The sequence below is a fragment of the Gordonia sp. IITR100 genome, from assembly GCF_002009645.1.
Taxonomy (GTDB): domain Bacteria; phylum Actinomycetota; class Actinomycetes; order Mycobacteriales; family Mycobacteriaceae; genus Gordonia; species Gordonia hongkongensis.
Genome location: NZ_MVKV01000001.1, coordinates 755,211 through 770,754, shown reverse-complemented (window position 1 = coordinate 770,754; position 15,544 = coordinate 755,211). Strand labels below are relative to the sequence as shown.

Here is a 15,544-nt window from a genome sequence, read left to right as displayed (position 1 = left end):
CCGGTGGCCGCGGCAATACGCTGGGTCGGACAATCCCGACAGACAGGTGCCACGACATGGCGTTGCAGACGGTCGACCTGCCGGCTCCGGCGGAGATGCGATCCAGGTGGGCTGCCTACGCAGCTCTCCTGGCGGTACGAGGAGAACGCTGGGCGCAGGGCGCGCATGCGACGCCGGACGGGTGGCACTACGACGACGGTGGCGGCAACTGGGTCGACGTGGTGCTGGTCGGTGCCGACCGGGCGGTGCTCGTCGGCCACGATCACGAGTACTCCGACACGTACTTCCGCGAGGGCGCCACATATTTCGGCGAGTCGGAGACCGACCTGCTCGGCGGCGCGCCGCCGTGGTGGGAACCGGCCATCGCGTCTCACCTCGAGAGGCAGCGCACCGACGGCATGTGGATCGGTTTCGTCTACGGTTTCGACGGCCGATGGACCCGATCCGGTTACGACCTCGCCGACGGTTTCACCAGTGTCGGGCTGCCGTTCACCGATGACCAGAAGACCGTCGATGCGCTCGACGATCTGCTGGCGAACTGGTTCGTCGAATTGCGACTGGCGCCCCCGGCCGACATCCGTGCCCGTCTGCGAGAGATCATCGAGCCCGGGGCGGAGGTGACCGCGGCGGGTCTGCAACGGATACTCGGACCGGCGGGCGCACATGCCGACATCCCCGGGGCAGTGGCTGCGGCGCAACGGTTCTGACGATGTCAGGTCCGACGCGCCGCACGTCCGTCACTGCGAGCGCAGCTCCCGCTTGAGCAGTTTACCGCTCTGATTGCGGGGGAGTTCGTCGACGAACCGCACCTTCTTCGGGACCTTGAACGGCGCGATCCGGGACCGGACGTGCTCGATCAATTCCTCCTCGGTCACCGACCGGCCGTCCCGCACCACGACGACCGCGGTGATGGCCTCGATCCACTTCTCGTCCGGCTCGCCGATGACGGCCACCTCCGACACCGCCTCATGGGTGTAGACGGTGTCCTCGACCTCACGTGAGGCGACCAGGATGCCGCCGGTGTTGATCACGTCCTTGATGCGGTCGACCACGGTGATGAAGCCCTCGGCATCGCGGGTGACGAGGTCGCCGGAGTGGAACCAGCCGTCTCGGAACGCCTCCTCGGTGGCCGCGGGGTTGTCCCAGTACCCGCGGCAGAGTTGCGGCGAACGATAGAGGATCTCGCCGGGGACCCCGGGCTCGACGTCGTTCCCGTCGGTGTCGACGACGCGCGTCTCGACGAAGAACACCGGGCGACCGCACGACGACGGCCGGTCGTCGTGTTCCTCCGGGCGCAGAACCGTTGCGAGCGGGCCGATCTCGGATTGCCCGAAGCAGTTGTAGAACTGCATGCCGGGGAACTGGTCGCGGAGCCGGTTCAGCACGGTCACCGGCATGATCGACGCGCCGTACTGCGCCTTGCGCAAGGAGGACAGATCGCTGGTGGCGAGGTCGGGATGATTGGCCAGCGGAACCCACACCGTCGGAGCGAGGAACAGCGAACCGATGCGGTCGGCCTCGACGCGCCGCAGGATCTCCGGGATGTCCGGCGTGGCCATGAGTCGGACGGTCGCGCCCACGGAGAGGTACGGCAGCATGAAGACGTGCATGCCCGCCGAGTGGTAGAGCGGCATGGCGATCAGCGGATTGTCCTCGGCCGTGAAGTCCAGCGCGATGACCGACGAGACGTACTCGCTGATCAGTGCGGCGTGGGACATCATGGCGCCCTTGGGCTTCGACGTGGTCCCCGAGGTGTACAACAGCTGCGCGAGGTCGTCACCCGAGGCCCGGGAGTCGAATGCGGCGGGCGGTTCGGATGCGGCCGACGCGAGCAGCGAGTCGTCGGCGTCACGCAACGGGACGACTGCCTCGACGTCGGCGAGATCGCCGCGGATCTCCTCGACCCGCTCGGCCAGCGCGGGGTCGACGAGGACGGCGCGTGCGCCCGACTGCACCACGAGGTAGCGGAGCTCGTCACCCCGGAGCGCGTAGTTGATCGGCACGTGGACGAGTCCGGCGCGACAGCATGCCAGGAAGCCGATGACGTAGGCATCCGAGTTCGTGCCATAGGCCGCGACCCGGTGCCCCTGCTCCAGGCCGCGGGCGAGCAGGCCGGCGGCGGCAGCGGACACAGCGTCGTCGAGCTGACGATAGGTGTAGTCGCGGTCGTCGAAGACCAGCGCGGTGCGGTCGGGATGCCGCGCGGCGGACCTGCGGAGAATCCCGTCGATGCTGTTGGTGGAGGAAGGTCGCGAAGCCATGCCGACGACAATACTTGGACGTCCTAGTGACACACCACCGATTGCGTGAGGTGGGTTCCGCCCATCAGGGCCAGAAGATGGTGCCGTTCAGGAAGTCCTGCGCGAACCGGGCGCCGGTCCGGTACTCCCCGCCGAGCGGAACCCCGAAGTACCCGCCCGCACCGCCGGTGTTCTCCCACTTCTGCCGGATCTGGCCCCACACGACCTGTGCGCCACCGGTCTTGGACCACGTGACGACGCCGCCCTGGAAGTCGTTGCTCCGCCCGCTGCCCGACCGGTACTCGTTGCTCACGGGGTAGCCCAGCGCGCCGCGCTCCGCGCCGGCCTGCTGCCATCGACTCCGGATCGCGCCGCCGACCTGATGCGCGGTGCCGCCGTCGGCTGCCGGGTGCCAGTAGAACGACGTGTCGCGCGAGAACGTCTGGAAACGGCCGCGCTTGGCGGCCGCGCGTTCGGGACCGGTCGGGACGCCCCACTTGAAGAACCCGCCCGTCGAGGCGTACGCCTGCTCGATCTTCCCGCCCACCAGGTGCCCGTTGATGACGCGGTCCGCATGCGCGTTCGGCGCGAACATCACCAGCGACGCCATCGCCGCCACGATCGCGACGCTCGCCAGACGTACCCGCACTCGCCTACGGGCGGATTCCGGGCGGAGGTCACGAGAGGGGCGTCGGGTCGACGTCGTCAGAGCAGACATGCGCGCGATGGTACGGACGTCCCAGGGTGCCTGCTGTTGGACAGCTCACACCCGTGGTGCGGTCACGGAGTCCCCGCAGGTGCTTCCGGGTCGGCGGGGGCGTCGGCCCGAGGCGGGCTCTCCGTGGTCGTCGTCGTGGTCGTGTCGGGGAGCTCCTCGGCAGGGGTTGCGGGATCCGCGGAGCCGTCGGATGCCGGTGGCTCGGATGCCGGTGGTTCGGAAGCCGGGGCCGCCGGCGGCGCGGCGATCCAGTTCGCCGATCGGACGGTCACCGATCGCGACGCGCCGACCGCCGTCAGCGTCAGGGTCCACACCCCGGTGCCGGTGGTGGAGCCCGACACCCCGGGGCGGTGCAGCGCGGAACCGGCGACCGACCGGGTCACGCCGTCGGTGCACGAGAGCGTGACGGTACCGAGTGCTGGACCGCCGGGAACCGTACAGCCCACCGACAGCCCGGCGTCGACGAAGCTGAAACTGCCGACGACCTCCCCCGATCCGCTGAACGAGGTCGGCGTCGTCGGCGTTTCGGCCGGTTGGTCGGGCCCGGGCGCGCCGGGCTCCGTCGCGGGTCCGGGGAGCTCGGAGCCCGGGGCCTCGTAGCCGGGCTCCTCCGGGACGGGTACGTCGGAAGCCGGCACCGGGGCGTCCGGGGCCGGGGAATCCGGGCCGGGACCGGGGGTGTCGGGGGCAGCCGAGTCCGGTCCCGATGAGTCGGGGGCCGAGGAGTCCGTCGACGGCGCGCCTTCCGGCAGGCCGTCGTGCTCCTCGGCACGCTTCTCCAGTGCGGGCGCGGCCGCGGGATTGCCCGCTGCGAGGAGGCCGTTGTGCTCGGCGTCTTCGTCGGTGGCCGCCTCGAACGGGGTGTTCAACGCGGCCGGGGTGGGCAGCGGACCGGACGGTGGCGGGAATCCGCTCAGGTCGAGCAACCCGCCCGCCGGTTGCGAAAAGATCTGTCCGGTGAGGAAATTCAAGAGCTGGAGAACGTCGCCGGCGGGCGCCCCGGGGTCCGGGACCGGCGGCGCGGGGACGATCGTCGTCGACTTGCCGACCGCGGTGACGTGCTGGTTGTTGTACGCGATCCGGGCGACCGACCGGCTCTTGTAGCCCTCCCACGGCTGTCCGTCGAGTCGATACCCACCGAGCGGGGCGGCGGCCGGCGGGGCGAGCGGATTCCCGCAGGAACACATCGCGCGCGGCACGCCGGCGGAATCGACGTAGACCGCGGTGCCGCGTTCCAGGACCGACTGGAACGGGACCGCCCGGCCGGAGGTGTACGAGTGATTGGTGACCCAGGTGTCGGTCGTCAGCACCACCGGGGTCAGCGTGTTCAGGTAGTGCGGGATGTCGGCGGTATCGATGCCGTAGACCCCGGCCCACGCGCGCGCCGCCGGCGGATCGGCGAGCAGCCGGTTGCTGAGCGCGGCGGTGTCGCAGGCAGCGGTGTCGCGGGAGCCGTACAGCCCGGCGTCGGTGCCGTTCACCGCGCGGCCGCCGAGGTCGGCGGCCCCCGCCGTGCCGGTGAGGGCGACGTTCGCCGGCAGGTCGCCCGCCCCGGCCACGAGGACCGGATCGGTGAACGGGTCGATCCCAGGATCGTTGGCCGCGGTGAGGGTGAGGCCGGGTACGAAGATGTCCCCATCGCGCGCCTTGACGACGAAGACGATGCCCGCGGCGAGGATCAGCGCCAGGACGACGACGATCGCGCCGAGCACGAGAGTGAGGGCGCGCCGGCTGTCGGACTGCGGCGGCACCGGGCCGTACGGGTTCGACGGGTGGGACGGGGGACCGGGCGGATAGGTCATCTCGGAGCTCCTACTGGTCCACTCCTGCCGGGACGCATGCCGTGGAGTGGCGCTCCGCGGGGGCGGGGCGGATTCAGCGAGACGGCTCGCTCGCCGAGCCCAGTATCGGCGCGGCGTCTCGCGAGGAGCAAGGCTTGACCAGCATATTTACGGTGCTGAGGCGAAATCTCGACCGTTTGGACCACACCGGCGTAACGCCTCGCCCGGGTCGGCCGACACCACCCCGGTCTGGGTGAGCTGAGTCAGACCCGGCCGAACACCATCGAGTCCTCGACCTTGTTGATCCGGTGGTCGATGGCGTCGCGGTAGTAGTTGTGCCGCACCTGCCAGTGACCCCGCGTGCCCGACTTCGGCAGCGCCTCCGGGGACCGTTCGACGTAACCCGCCTTGAGGTCCCACAGCGGCCGCGAACCCATGACCTCCGAACCGAGATGGGGATAGGCATGGGTGTAGCCGTTGGTGCGCATGTACTTGACCAGGTCGGCGACGGCGCGCGCGGTCATGTCCGCGCGCAGGGTCCACGACGCGTTCGTGTAGCCGACCGACCAGGCGAGGTTCGGCACGTCCTCGATGAGGTAGCTCTTGAAGACGAATCGGTCGTGGGGTTTCACCTCCGCACCGTCGACGCGGAGCCGGGTGCCGCCGAAGCCGAGGAGTTGGAGCCCGGTCGCGGTGACGATGATGTCGGCGTCGAGGTGCTTGCCCGAGGTGAGGGTGACCCCCGAGGCGTCGAACCGGTCGATGTGGTCGGTGACCATCTCGACGGTGCCCTCGGCGATGTCGGCGAACAGATCGGCGTCGGGGACCATGCACATGCGCTGATCCCACGGGTTGTAGGTGGGATTGAAGTGGAGGTCGACCGGATAGTCCTCGGGCAGGTTCGCCACGACGTTGCTCCGGATCATCTTGCGCCCGAGCTTCGGGAACCGGTGGGTGAGGTGCACGATCGCCGCGGTCTGCGCCGCATATCGGGTGCGGATGACCTTGTGCGCGGCGTGGGGCGGCAGCAGCTTCTGCACGAGTGGCGCGAGGTACTGCTTCTGCTTGGACGAGAAGATGTACGACGGCGAGCGTTGGAGCATGGTGACGTGCTCGGCCTGCTCGGCGAGGCTCGGGATGAGGCTCACCGCCGTCGCGCCGCTGCCGATCACCACGATCTTCTTGCCTCGGTAGTCGAGGTCCTCCGGCCAGTGCTGCGGGTGCACGATCTGACCGGTGAAGTCGTCGGCACCGGCGAATCGCGGCGTGTACGGGTTGTCGTAGTCGTAGTAGCCGGTCGCGAAGATGACGAACCTGGCGCGGTAGGTCTCGCGGCGCCGGTCCTCGCCGACCTCGACCCCGAGCGTCCAGGTGTCGGTCGTCGAATCCCAGTCGGCGGTCAGGACGTGCTGACCGAACCTGATGTGGTCGGTGATCGAGTACTTGGCGGCGGTGTCCTCGATGTACTCCCGGATGTCGGTCCCGTGGGCCAACGCGCGCGGCTTGCGCCACGGCTCGAACGGGTAGCTCAGCGAATAGATGTCGCTGTCCGAGCGCACGCCGGGATACCGGAAGAGGTCCCAGGTGCCGCCCATGCGTTCGCGGCGTTCCAGGATCAGATAGTCGGCGCCGGGATTCTGCTCTGTGAACCGGTAAGCGCAGTCGATGCCGGACAGGCCGGCGCCGATGATGATCATGTCGCGCACGGATGGCTGTGTGGCGTCGGTGTCGCTGTCGGTCACGGGGACCTCCTCGGTGGGGCTGCCTGGCGTGCTGTCATCATGCAACACTTGTCCTCAGATGTGAACGGAATCACACCGAACCGCAGGCCAGCCCGTCTGCGGTCGTCATCGAGCGAGGTCGAGGGGACGCACAGATGCCGATGGAGAAGCACACCTATTGCCGGATCTGCGAGCCGCTGTGCGGCATGATCGCCACCGTCGAGGACGACCGGCTGATCTCGCTGCGGCCGGACAAGGAGCATCCGCTGTCGCGGGGTTTCGCATGCCCGAAGGGGATCGCGTTCACCGAGATCGTCAACGACCCGGACCGTCTCCGGCACCCGCTCCGGCGACGCCCGGACGGCGAGTTCGAACAGGTCTCATGGGAGACCGCGCTCGATGAGATCGGCCGCAGGCTCGTCGAGGTCCACCAGACCTCCGGCAGCGACTCGATCGGTTGGTACTTCGGCAACCCCGCGACGTTCTCCACCGGGCACGTGCTGTGGACCGCGATCTTCATGAACCTGCTCGGCACACCGCACGTGTATTCGGCCGGATCGCAGGACGTGAACAACCGGTTCGTCGCCAGTCACTTCCTGTACGGGAACCCGCTGACCGCACCGATCCCCGACATCAATCGCGTCGACTACCTGGTGATCATCGGTGCGAACCCGGTCGTGTCGCACGGCAGTGTGATGAGCTCCCCGCGGATCCGCGAGGGTCTGAACGCCATCACCGCACGCGGCGGGTCCGTCGTCGTCGTCGATCCCCGCCACACCGAGACCGCCCGCGAGTTCGACTGGCTGCCGATCACACCCGACACCGACGCACTGTTCCTGCTGTCCGTGCTGCATGTGCTGTTCGACGAGGACCTCGCCGACCGCGACCGGCTTCGACGGCAGGCGCGGGGAGTGGGGGAGCTCGAGACGCTCGTCGCGGCCTATGCACCGGAGACGACCGCGGATCGCACCGACATCGACCCGGAGCGCGTCCGTGAGGTCGCCCGCTCGCTCGCCCGGACGGAGCGGGCAGCCGTGTACGGCCGGGTCGGGACGTCGTTGGGGCGCACCGGGACACTGACGACCGCGCTCCTGGACATGGTCAACCTCGTCGCCGGGAACCTGGACGTGCCGGGCGGGTCCATGTTCGGCGATCTGGGAATCCCCGGGCAGCGGCTGGGAGTGAGCGCGCTGCAACGGGTGTCGAGCTTCCGGTGGGCCGGACGTCGGAGCCGGGTCGGCGATCTGCCACAGGTCCTCGGGACGGCGCCGGCGTCGCTGATGGCCAAGGAGATCACCACGCCCGGTCGCGGACAGCTGCGAGCCCTGTTCGTCAGCGCGGGCAATCCGGTGCTGTCGGTACCCAACGGCGACGAACTACGTTCGGCGCTGGACGAACTCGATCTCATGGTGTCGCTGGACATCTACCGCAACGAGACGAACGCGCGGGCCGACTACATCTTGCCGGCGACCACGATGTACGAGCGCGAGGATTTCCTGCTCCCGTTCCAAGCGCTGTTCACCACCCCGTTCAAGCAGGCGACCGAGGCGGTGATCCCCCCGCAGGGTGAAGCGCGGGAGGAGTGGACGGTGATCAACGAGCTCATCGGTTTCCTCGCTCCGGAGAATGTGCTGATCCGTTCGCTACATGTCGGCAACCGGTTGGCGCGACGCATCGGTCGTCCGGTCACCCCGCGCGGGATCTCCGACCTGGTGATCCGAATGGGGTTGGGCGGGGACCGATTCGGTCTGCGTCGGGGCGGGTTGACCTACCGGCGCCTGGTCGAGGACCACCCGCATGGGGTCGTGGTCGCCGAGAACCTCGCACCCGGGCAGCTGAGCAAGAATGTCACATACCTCGACGGTCGAATCCGGTTGGCTGCGCCGGAACTGATGTCCGAGATCGATCAACTGGGTGTGGACGTCGACACGGGTTATCCGTTGCGGCTCATCGGAATGCGCGAGATACGTTCGGAGAACAGCTGGCAGCACAACGCGCCGATGCTGCTGCGCGGCGGACGGTCTCACGCGGCCCGGATACATCCGGACGATGCCACGGCACGCGGCCTGGCCGAGGGCGACCTGGCGACGGTGGCGTCCCGACACGGACGGATCTCGTTGCCGGTCACCATCACCGAGGACATCAAGCCCGGTGTCGTCGCGATTCCGCATGGCTGGGGCCACAACGGCTCCGGTGGATGGACGCAGGCGAATGCCGCGGCGGAGAATGATCTGGGTGCCGGCGGAGTGAACGTCAACGCGCTCATCTCCTCCGATCCGGCCGATCTCGAGCGACTCGCCGGGATGGCCAACATGACCGGGGTGCCGATCCAGGTATCGGCGATGTCCGAGAGTCGCCTTCAGTCGGCCGACACAGTGGAGCCGGCCCGGCACTGACCGCGCACAGCACGATTCTCACCGACGGGTCTCGTCGGTGAGAATCGTGGAAAGTGCTGTCACACAGCGGCTACGGTGAGATCACTCGCCGGCCGGGGGCATCAGCACCGTGTCGATCAGGTAGACCTGAGCGTTCGACGTGGTGACGCCGCCGCAGACGACGCCCGACTCGTTGACCTTCAGGTTGTCGCCCGAACCGGTCACGGTCACCTGCTGACCTTCGAGAGTGGTGTGCTCACCGACGATCTTGTCCGGAGCCGCCTGGCCCTCGACCACGTGGTAGGTCAGGATCTTGTTCAGCAGGGGGGCATCGGTCTTGAGCTGCTCGACGGTCTCCGGGGGCAGCTTCGCGAACGCGTCATCGGTCGGCGCGAACACGGTGAACTCGCCCTCGTTCAGCGTCTTCACGAGGTTCACCTCGGGATTCAGCTGGCCCGAAAGTGCTTGTGTCAGCGTGGTGAGCTCGGGGTTGGTGGCAGCCGCGGTGGCGACCGGCACGCTGGACATGCCGTTGACCGATGCCGGGCCCGAGGGGTTGGCCTCGGCGTATGCGGCGCAACCGGGTCCGACGAGATTGGCGGCGGGATCGGCCATCGCGCTCTCGCTCATCATGGCGCTGGATTCGGTTGCCGCGCCGGTGGTCTCGCTCGAGGTGTCAGAGTCGTCGCTGGAACAGCCGGCCATCACGCCGACGGCGAGGACCAGTCCGGTCAACGCTCCTGCTACGCGGGGAACTCGCTTGATCATCGTCGATCCAATCTGTGTTGGGGTGTCGACTGCGCCGTGCCGGCAGCCTCACAACGTCTTCGGTGCCGGGCGATCCGCGGATTGGTCAACGACGAGACTGATCGTGAAGGGCGCCTTGTCGGTCAGGCCGTCGAGGGCGTCACTGGGCCCAATCCTGGTCGGCCCAGCCCTCGGCCCAGTCCTGGCCTTCGGAGACCGCGCCCATGGTGGTCTGGCCGTCCAGCGCCTCGCGGATGATGTCCGCGTGGCCGCAGTGGTGCGCGGTTTCCCGGATGAGATGGATGATCATCGTCCGGATCGACGACCACTCGCGCTCGGGCGCCCACGGCGCGGTGGGCTGGGGAATCAGCTCGTCGAGGTTCTCGGCGTCGGCGATCACGCGATCGAGCTCGAGCGCCGCACGGTCGTACTCGGCCAGCCACCCGGCGATGGTCTCGTCGTCGCTCATCACGTACTCGGTCATGGCCTGACTCATGTCGAACTCGGCGTTCTCGTCCCGCTCGGTGATGATGCGGGCAGCGTTCTCCTCGCCATGCGCGAGGTGCTTGATCAGGGCGCCGATGGTGAGGGTGCTGACCGTCGTCTGCTTGCGCGCGTCGGCGTCGGAGAGGCCACGCGCGGTGATCTTGAGCATGTTGCGCTGGTCCTGCAGGACGGTGAGCAGCTCCTTCTTCTCGCCGGTGACGTCGACGCTGACTTCCGCGGGGGTGTAGGTGCCCATGATGTGTCCTCTCTGTTGGTGTGAGGACCACGTTATGAGCGATAGAGGACAGATTCGGTCCTCGTTCAGCCGGGTTCTTCCATCAGTCGTAGAAACCGTCTGGAATGCGCCCAGCAGCGCGACGCCGGCGACGATATGTCGCCCGATTGGGTCTGCTGAGTGGTTTTCAGCCGGGTGGCAGAGTCCTGGTCTGAGTCAGCAAATCTGTTGAACCGGGGGCCGGCACGGGCGACCATGTCCGCATGACCTCGAACGGCGGCACCCCGACTGACGCGACTTCGCCGCTCGCGTCCCTGACGCGCAAACCCGAACGGGCCGCCGACCGTGCGTTGCTCGACGCGCTGCTCGACGAGGCGAAGGTCGGGACCCTCGGTACCGTCGTCGACGGACTGCCGTGGTCGGTGCCGATGCTCTTCGCCCGGGACGGCGACTCGATCCTGCTGCACGGTTCCACCGGGGCGGGCGCACTGCGGCACGTGGCCGCCGGTGCGCCGGTGACCTTCACGGTGTTCGTCCTGGACGGCCTCGTCGTCGCCGACACCCTCTTCGACCACTCGGCGAACTACCGTTCGGCGGTGATCCGGGGCGTACTCGAAGTGTCGGGCGATGCCCTGACGGACCTCGAAGTGCTGTCGGACAAGCTGATTCCCGGGCGTGTGGCCGAGGTTCGGCCGACGACCCGCAAGGAGCTGGCGGCGACCGTCGCCCTCCGGTTGCCGATCGCCGACGGTCAGTGGATCGCCAAGGCACGGACCGGTGGGCCGGGCGGGGAGTCGACGGACTGGACTGGGGTGGTCCCCGTACGAACGGTGTACGACGCCCCGCTCACCCACAGCGGCGAGACGCCGCCCGAATCGGTACGGGCGCTGGTGGGCCCGTCGCCGTCGACCGAAGCGTGCGAGTGACGGAGAAGCGCAACCAGCGGATAGGGGTGTGATCCGCTGGTTGCGCGTCCGGTGACCGCGTCGGGTCGGGCGAGGTCGTCGAAGCCCGGCCGACGGGGTCGGTCTGGGCGCGGCCGGGCTCGGTGGGCCGCGCAACCGGTTCATCGCTCCCGCGCGGTGGCGCCGTTACGCGCCCGAGCGACTCATCTCTGGCGGAGCAGGAACCGCTGGATCTTGCCGCTGGGTGTCTTGGGCAGGGCGTCGACGAAGTGCACGGTGCGCGGGTAGGCGTGCGCCGCGAACTGCGTCTTGACCAACTGCTGGAGCTCGGCCTCGAGAGCGTCGGAGCCCTCGACCCCGTCGGCGGTGACGACGAAGGCCTCGAGGACCTCACCGCGGAGTTCGTCCGGGCGACCCACGACGGCGACGTCGACGACCGACGGGTGGGTGATCAGGACGCTCTCGACGTCGAACGGGCCGATCCGATATCCGGCCATGATGATCACGTCGTCGTCGCGTGCCGTGAAGAAGTAGCGACCCTCGTCGTCGACCCGGCCGGTGTCGCCGGTCAGGTACCACCGCCCGTCCGGCGAGAACCGCTGCTTGGTCTTCTCCGGTGCGTCCAAATAGCCCTCGAACCACATCAGCGGGCTGGCCGGGACATCGATGGCGATCTGGCCGTCGACGATGCCTGCGGCGAAGCCGGGCATCGGCTGACCCATCGAACCGGGCACGAGGGTCTCGTGCACCGACTCGTGCCAGTGGTTGTTGATGAACATGCCGTGTTCGGTCTGGCCGTAGTGGTCGCGGACCTCGGTGCCGATGGCGCGGAGCGCCCAGTCGATGACGTCGGGGGTCAGGGGCTCGCCGGCCGAGGACGCCCGGCGCAGCGAGAACCCGGAGATGCGCGAGTCCTTGCTGAGCGCGCGGTACACGGTCGGCGCGGCCGCGAAATTGGTGACACCGAGGTCGCCGAGGATCTTCGCGGTCAGCTCGGGGGTGAATCCGGCGTGCAGCAGGAGGTTGCGCCGGCCGGCGGCCAGCGGACCGAGCACGCCGTAGTAGAGGCCATAGGCCCAGCCGGGGTCGGCGGCGTTCCAGAACACGTCGTCGGCGCGGACGTCGAGGCCGAAGTGCATGTAGGCGACGAACGAGGCGAGCGCCTTGACCGGGACCGGAACACCCTTCGGCGCCCCGGTGGTGCCGCTGGTGAAGAGCAGGATCAGGGTGCCGTCGCCCCCGACCGCCACCGACTCGGTGACCGGTTCATGCGAGGAGATGAGTTCCTCGAACTGCTCGCCGGCGATCACCGTGGTGATCCCGTCGATGCCGGCGAGTTTGTCCGCCTGACTCGGCTCGGTGATGACGACCTTCGCGTCGCCGGCCGCCAGGCGCATCTCGATCGCGGGTGTGGCGAACGCGGTGAACAGCGGGATGTAGATCGCGCCGAGTCGGGCGATCGCGAGGAGCGAGACGACGAGTTCCTCGCGTTTGCCCATGAGGACGCCCACCGTGTCGCCGCGACCGACGCCCATCTCCGCGAGAGCCGCGGCGAGTCGCTTGGACCGCTCGGCGAGCTCGCCATAAGTGATGTCGGTGGTGACCGGGCGAACACCGCCGGACTGCTGATCGCCGGTCTGCTCGACCTCGATCACGGTGAAGGCGATCGCGTCGGGATCGTGACCGTCGACGAGCAGCGACGCGGCGTCGGCGTCGGGCGCCCCGTAGATTCCCAACCAGCGGTCGACCATGTCGACGGGCTTCGTGGTGGCCTGTGTCATCGTGAACCTCGCTCCGTACTGAGTAAGCTGAGTCACAGTGTCCTCCGCGACATGCCCCCGGAACACCCCCTGAAGAGGGGGAGAAGTGAGGTGAGATGCCCGAGCCGCTGAGCGGGATCGTCACCGAGGCGTTGCGTCGAGTGCGCAGGTCCAGCGGGGTGCCGCTGGCCTTCGCGGGCGTCCTCAGCGGTCCGTCGAACCTGCGCCTGCAGCATTTCGCCGGATCGACGGTGGGAGCGTTGAACGGCGTGTCGGTCGACGTCGGCCACGGGCTGGGCGGCAAGGTCGTCTCGCTGAACCGCCCGATGGTCGTCGACGACTACCTCCGCACCCCACGCATCACCCATCGCTACAACACGATCATCGAGCGGGAGGGACTGCGCGCCATGATGGCCGCGCCGGTGATCGTCGACCGCTCGCCCGTCGCGGTGCTCTACGGCGCGTTGCACACGCCGGACCCGATCGGCGGACGGATGCTCGACGTCCTCGCCATGGAGGCGCGCACCGTCGAACACGAGATCGTCGCATCCCGCGCACGTCTGGAGCACGCCGCACAGGACGAGGCCGAGATGCGCGACCGGATGACGGCGGCCTACGCCCGACTCCGATCGCTGGCCGACACCGTCGACGACGCCCGGCTCGCCGATGAACTCGCCGCGATCACCGAGGTCCTGGTTGCCGCGGACCCGGTGGCGCAGACACAGGTGGACCTGACCGGTCGGGAGCAGGACGTGATCTCCCTTGCCGCACTGGGCTACTCGAACGCCCGGATCGCCGAGACCCTCGGCGTCACCGTGTACACGGTGAAGGGCTACATGAAGGATGCGATGCGCAAGCTCGGGGCGTCGTCGCGATTGGAAGCCGTGGTGACCGCCCGCAGCGCCGGCCTCCTGCCCTGACGGACTCCACTCAGTGAGGAGCGCCCGGAGCTTGCGGAGGGCGGCGCGTCACCCTGCTCCCTGAGGAGTGCCCGGAGCTTGCGGAGGGCGGCGGCGCGTCACCCTGCTCCCTGAGTGCCCGGAGCTTGCGGAGGGCGCGTCACGAAGGGTCTCGCGACCCCGGTCGGAGGGTTGATCCGCGCGCGGAGGGGTAACACCGGGTTCCATGCGAACACTCTCGGCGACACTGCTGACCGCAGCTCTGTTCGGAACACTTCTCGTCGCCGTGCCGGCAACGTCGACGGCGGTACCGGCCGAGACGTGTGGCACCGAGCTCCGCCCGGCCGACCGCGAGCGGATCGTCGAACTCAGTACCTACGATCAGGATTCGCGGGACCTCCCGCTCGTGCAGCTACGACGCAACGTCGCGAAGCTGTACGGGATCGTCGACATACTCACCGACCGCCGCGACCGTCGCGGGTTGTTCGCCCTCGGACTGGCCGCAGTGGAACGCGACGCGGTGATGCCGCTGCAGAACACTCCGCGCGTGTTTCAGACGCCGCGGTGGGCGCCCGTCATCAGTCTCGAACTCCTCAACCGGTTCCTCGACGCCGTGCGAGGCGAATTCGGCGGCGGACCTGTCGCACCCCAGTGGCGGCACTACTTCGACATGGCCGACGACTGCGCCGTCCCCGGCCAACGGGTCGCGATGGCCGGCTACAACGCACACATCACCGTCGATCTCGCGTATGCGACCGCCGACGCCCAGGCCACGACGGCGAATGCGCGGGATTTCTTCTTCATCGTCGACTCAATTGCCGCACACGGTAATTCGATCGTCACCGCGACACTCCGAGAATACGGCGTCAACCTCGGACCGATCTTCCGGTTCTACGTGGTCGGTGAGGGCCTCGACCGCGTCGTGGGCGCCGGCCGGGCGACCGGGCCGATGCTGCGGGCCGCCGACGTCGGATACAACGTGCTGACGTTCCGCAACGGACTCGCGCTCCAGGATCCGGCGACCGCTGCTCGGGCACGCGGTGACGTGACCGGGCTGTGGAACACCGGCGAGACGGCGTTGACCGCGTTCCAGCGGGTCGGGCTGGTCCGATGACCACTGCCCGAAACGTGTGGGTCGCGTGCGGACGAACCAGGTGGAATAACTCGCCGAGGGACGCGGTTGTAGCCCTCGACGGTGACGGATCCATTGCCCCGGGTCCCACCCTTTTGCCGCTTCGAGCGGCCTGTTTGCCGAGAGGCGCACTGGCCGGCACCGTCCCTTTCACACCGAAGCCGCCGAACCCTCAGGGGTCGGCGGCTTCGGTGGCGTCGGGCCCGGCGGATCGGGTTTCAGTGATCGCGGAGCTTCTCGATCAGCTCGTCCTTCTTCAGGTCCGAATAACCGGAGAGGTCCAGTTCCTTCGCGCGCTTCTTGAGTTCGTCGACCGTCCAGTCCTCGTAGGAACCGGACTTGCCGCCGCTCTTGCCGACGTCCGACCGCGAGCTGTTGGCCGCGGCGTTGGCGATTCGAGCTGATTTTTCCTTCGAGTTGCCCTCGTCGCGCAGCTTCTCGTAGAGCTCGTCGTCCTTGACCGAAGGTCCAGGGTCCTTCTTCTTCTCTGCCATGGTCTACCTCCTCGTGGTGGAGATGAGCGGTCCGCACCAGGGTTGCCAGAT

13 protein-coding genes are annotated in these 15,544 nt (G+C 68.4%); 5 read left to right on the top strand and 8 right to left on the bottom strand.

Features of this window, described 5'->3' with window-relative positions:
* Positions 1-56 precede the first annotated feature (56 nt).
* Positions 57-707, top strand: a complete 651-nt coding sequence (locus B1818_RS03585) for a hypothetical protein (protein ID WP_078111945.1) — start codon at positions 57-59, stop codon at positions 705-707.
* A 30-nt stretch (positions 708-737) separates the two neighbouring features.
* On the opposite strand, the gene B1818_RS03580 is transcribed toward B1818_RS03585, so the two are convergent.
* The 4 genes from B1818_RS03580 to B1818_RS03565 all read right to left on the bottom strand — a co-directional run bounded on the left by B1818_RS03580 (position 738) and on the right by B1818_RS03565 (position 6,481).
* Complete coding sequence (locus B1818_RS03580) at positions 738-2,261, bottom strand: fatty acyl-CoA synthetase (protein WP_058253413.1); 1,524 nt, start codon at positions 2,259-2,261, stop codon at positions 738-740.
* A 64-nt stretch (positions 2,262-2,325) separates the two neighbouring features.
* Positions 2,326-2,958, bottom strand: a complete 633-nt coding sequence (locus tag B1818_RS03575; RefSeq protein ID WP_058253412.1) for an LGFP repeat-containing protein — start codon at positions 2,956-2,958, stop codon at positions 2,326-2,328.
* 62 nt (positions 2,959-3,020) lie between these two features.
* A complete protein-coding gene (locus B1818_RS03570) occupies positions 3,021-4,760 on the bottom strand; it encodes a DUF6777 domain-containing protein (protein WP_058253411.1) in 1,740 nt (579 codons plus the stop codon).
* A 242-nt stretch (positions 4,761-5,002) separates the two neighbouring features.
* Positions 5,003-6,481, bottom strand: a complete 1,479-nt coding sequence (locus B1818_RS03565; protein WP_058253410.1) for an NAD(P)/FAD-dependent oxidoreductase — start codon at positions 6,479-6,481, stop codon at positions 5,003-5,005.
* 134 nt (positions 6,482-6,615) lie between these two features.
* Between B1818_RS03565 and B1818_RS03560 the strand changes: the two genes are divergently transcribed.
* The gene (locus tag B1818_RS03560; RefSeq protein ID WP_058253409.1) at positions 6,616-8,856 is read left to right on the top strand and encodes a molybdopterin-dependent oxidoreductase; all 2,241 of its coding nucleotides are present in this window, start codon (positions 6,616-6,618) and stop codon (positions 8,854-8,856) included.
* A gap of 81 nt (positions 8,857-8,937) precedes the next feature.
* On the opposite strand, the gene B1818_RS03555 is transcribed toward B1818_RS03560, so the two are convergent.
* The gene (locus B1818_RS03555; protein WP_004019684.1) at positions 8,938-9,603 is read right to left on the bottom strand and encodes a fasciclin domain-containing protein; all 666 of its coding nucleotides are present in this window, start codon (positions 9,601-9,603) and stop codon (positions 8,938-8,940) included.
* Positions 9,604-9,742: 139 nt separating this feature from the next.
* Positions 9,743-10,324 carry a DinB family protein gene (locus B1818_RS03550; protein WP_058253408.1) on the bottom strand — a complete coding sequence of 194 codons (582 nt, stop codon included), beginning with the start codon at positions 10,322-10,324 and terminating at the stop codon, positions 9,743-9,745.
* A 242-nt stretch (positions 10,325-10,566) separates the two neighbouring features.
* Here B1818_RS03550 and B1818_RS03545 point away from each other — a divergent pair, with 242 nt between their 5' ends.
* Positions 10,567-11,229, top strand: a complete 663-nt coding sequence (locus B1818_RS03545) for a pyridoxamine 5'-phosphate oxidase family protein (RefSeq protein ID WP_058253407.1) — start codon at positions 10,567-10,569, stop codon at positions 11,227-11,229.
* Between the two features lie 182 nt (positions 11,230-11,411).
* On the opposite strand, the gene B1818_RS03540 is transcribed toward B1818_RS03545, so the two are convergent.
* Positions 11,412-12,989, bottom strand: a complete 1,578-nt coding sequence (locus tag B1818_RS03540; protein ID WP_078111944.1) for an AMP-binding protein — start codon at positions 12,987-12,989, stop codon at positions 11,412-11,414.
* A 95-nt stretch (positions 12,990-13,084) separates the two neighbouring features.
* Between B1818_RS03540 and B1818_RS03535 the strand changes: the two genes are divergently transcribed.
* Both B1818_RS03535 and B1818_RS03530 read left to right on the top strand, forming a co-directional pair.
* Positions 13,085-13,888 (top strand): LuxR C-terminal-related transcriptional regulator, encoded by an 804-nt coding sequence (locus B1818_RS03535; RefSeq protein WP_078111943.1) that lies wholly within the window; start codon positions 13,085-13,087, stop codon positions 13,886-13,888.
* Positions 13,889-14,093: 205 nt separating this feature from the next.
* A complete protein-coding gene (locus B1818_RS03530) occupies positions 14,094-14,981 on the top strand; it encodes a DUF5995 family protein (protein WP_078111942.1) in 888 nt (295 codons plus the stop codon).
* A gap of 236 nt (positions 14,982-15,217) precedes the next feature.
* Here B1818_RS03530 and B1818_RS03525 read toward each other — a convergent pair whose 3' ends face one another.
* Entirely contained in the window at positions 15,218-15,493 is a 276-nt protein-coding gene (locus B1818_RS03525) for a Rho termination factor N-terminal domain-containing protein (RefSeq protein ID WP_078111941.1), read from the bottom strand.
* Positions 15,494-15,544 lie beyond the last annotated feature (51 nt).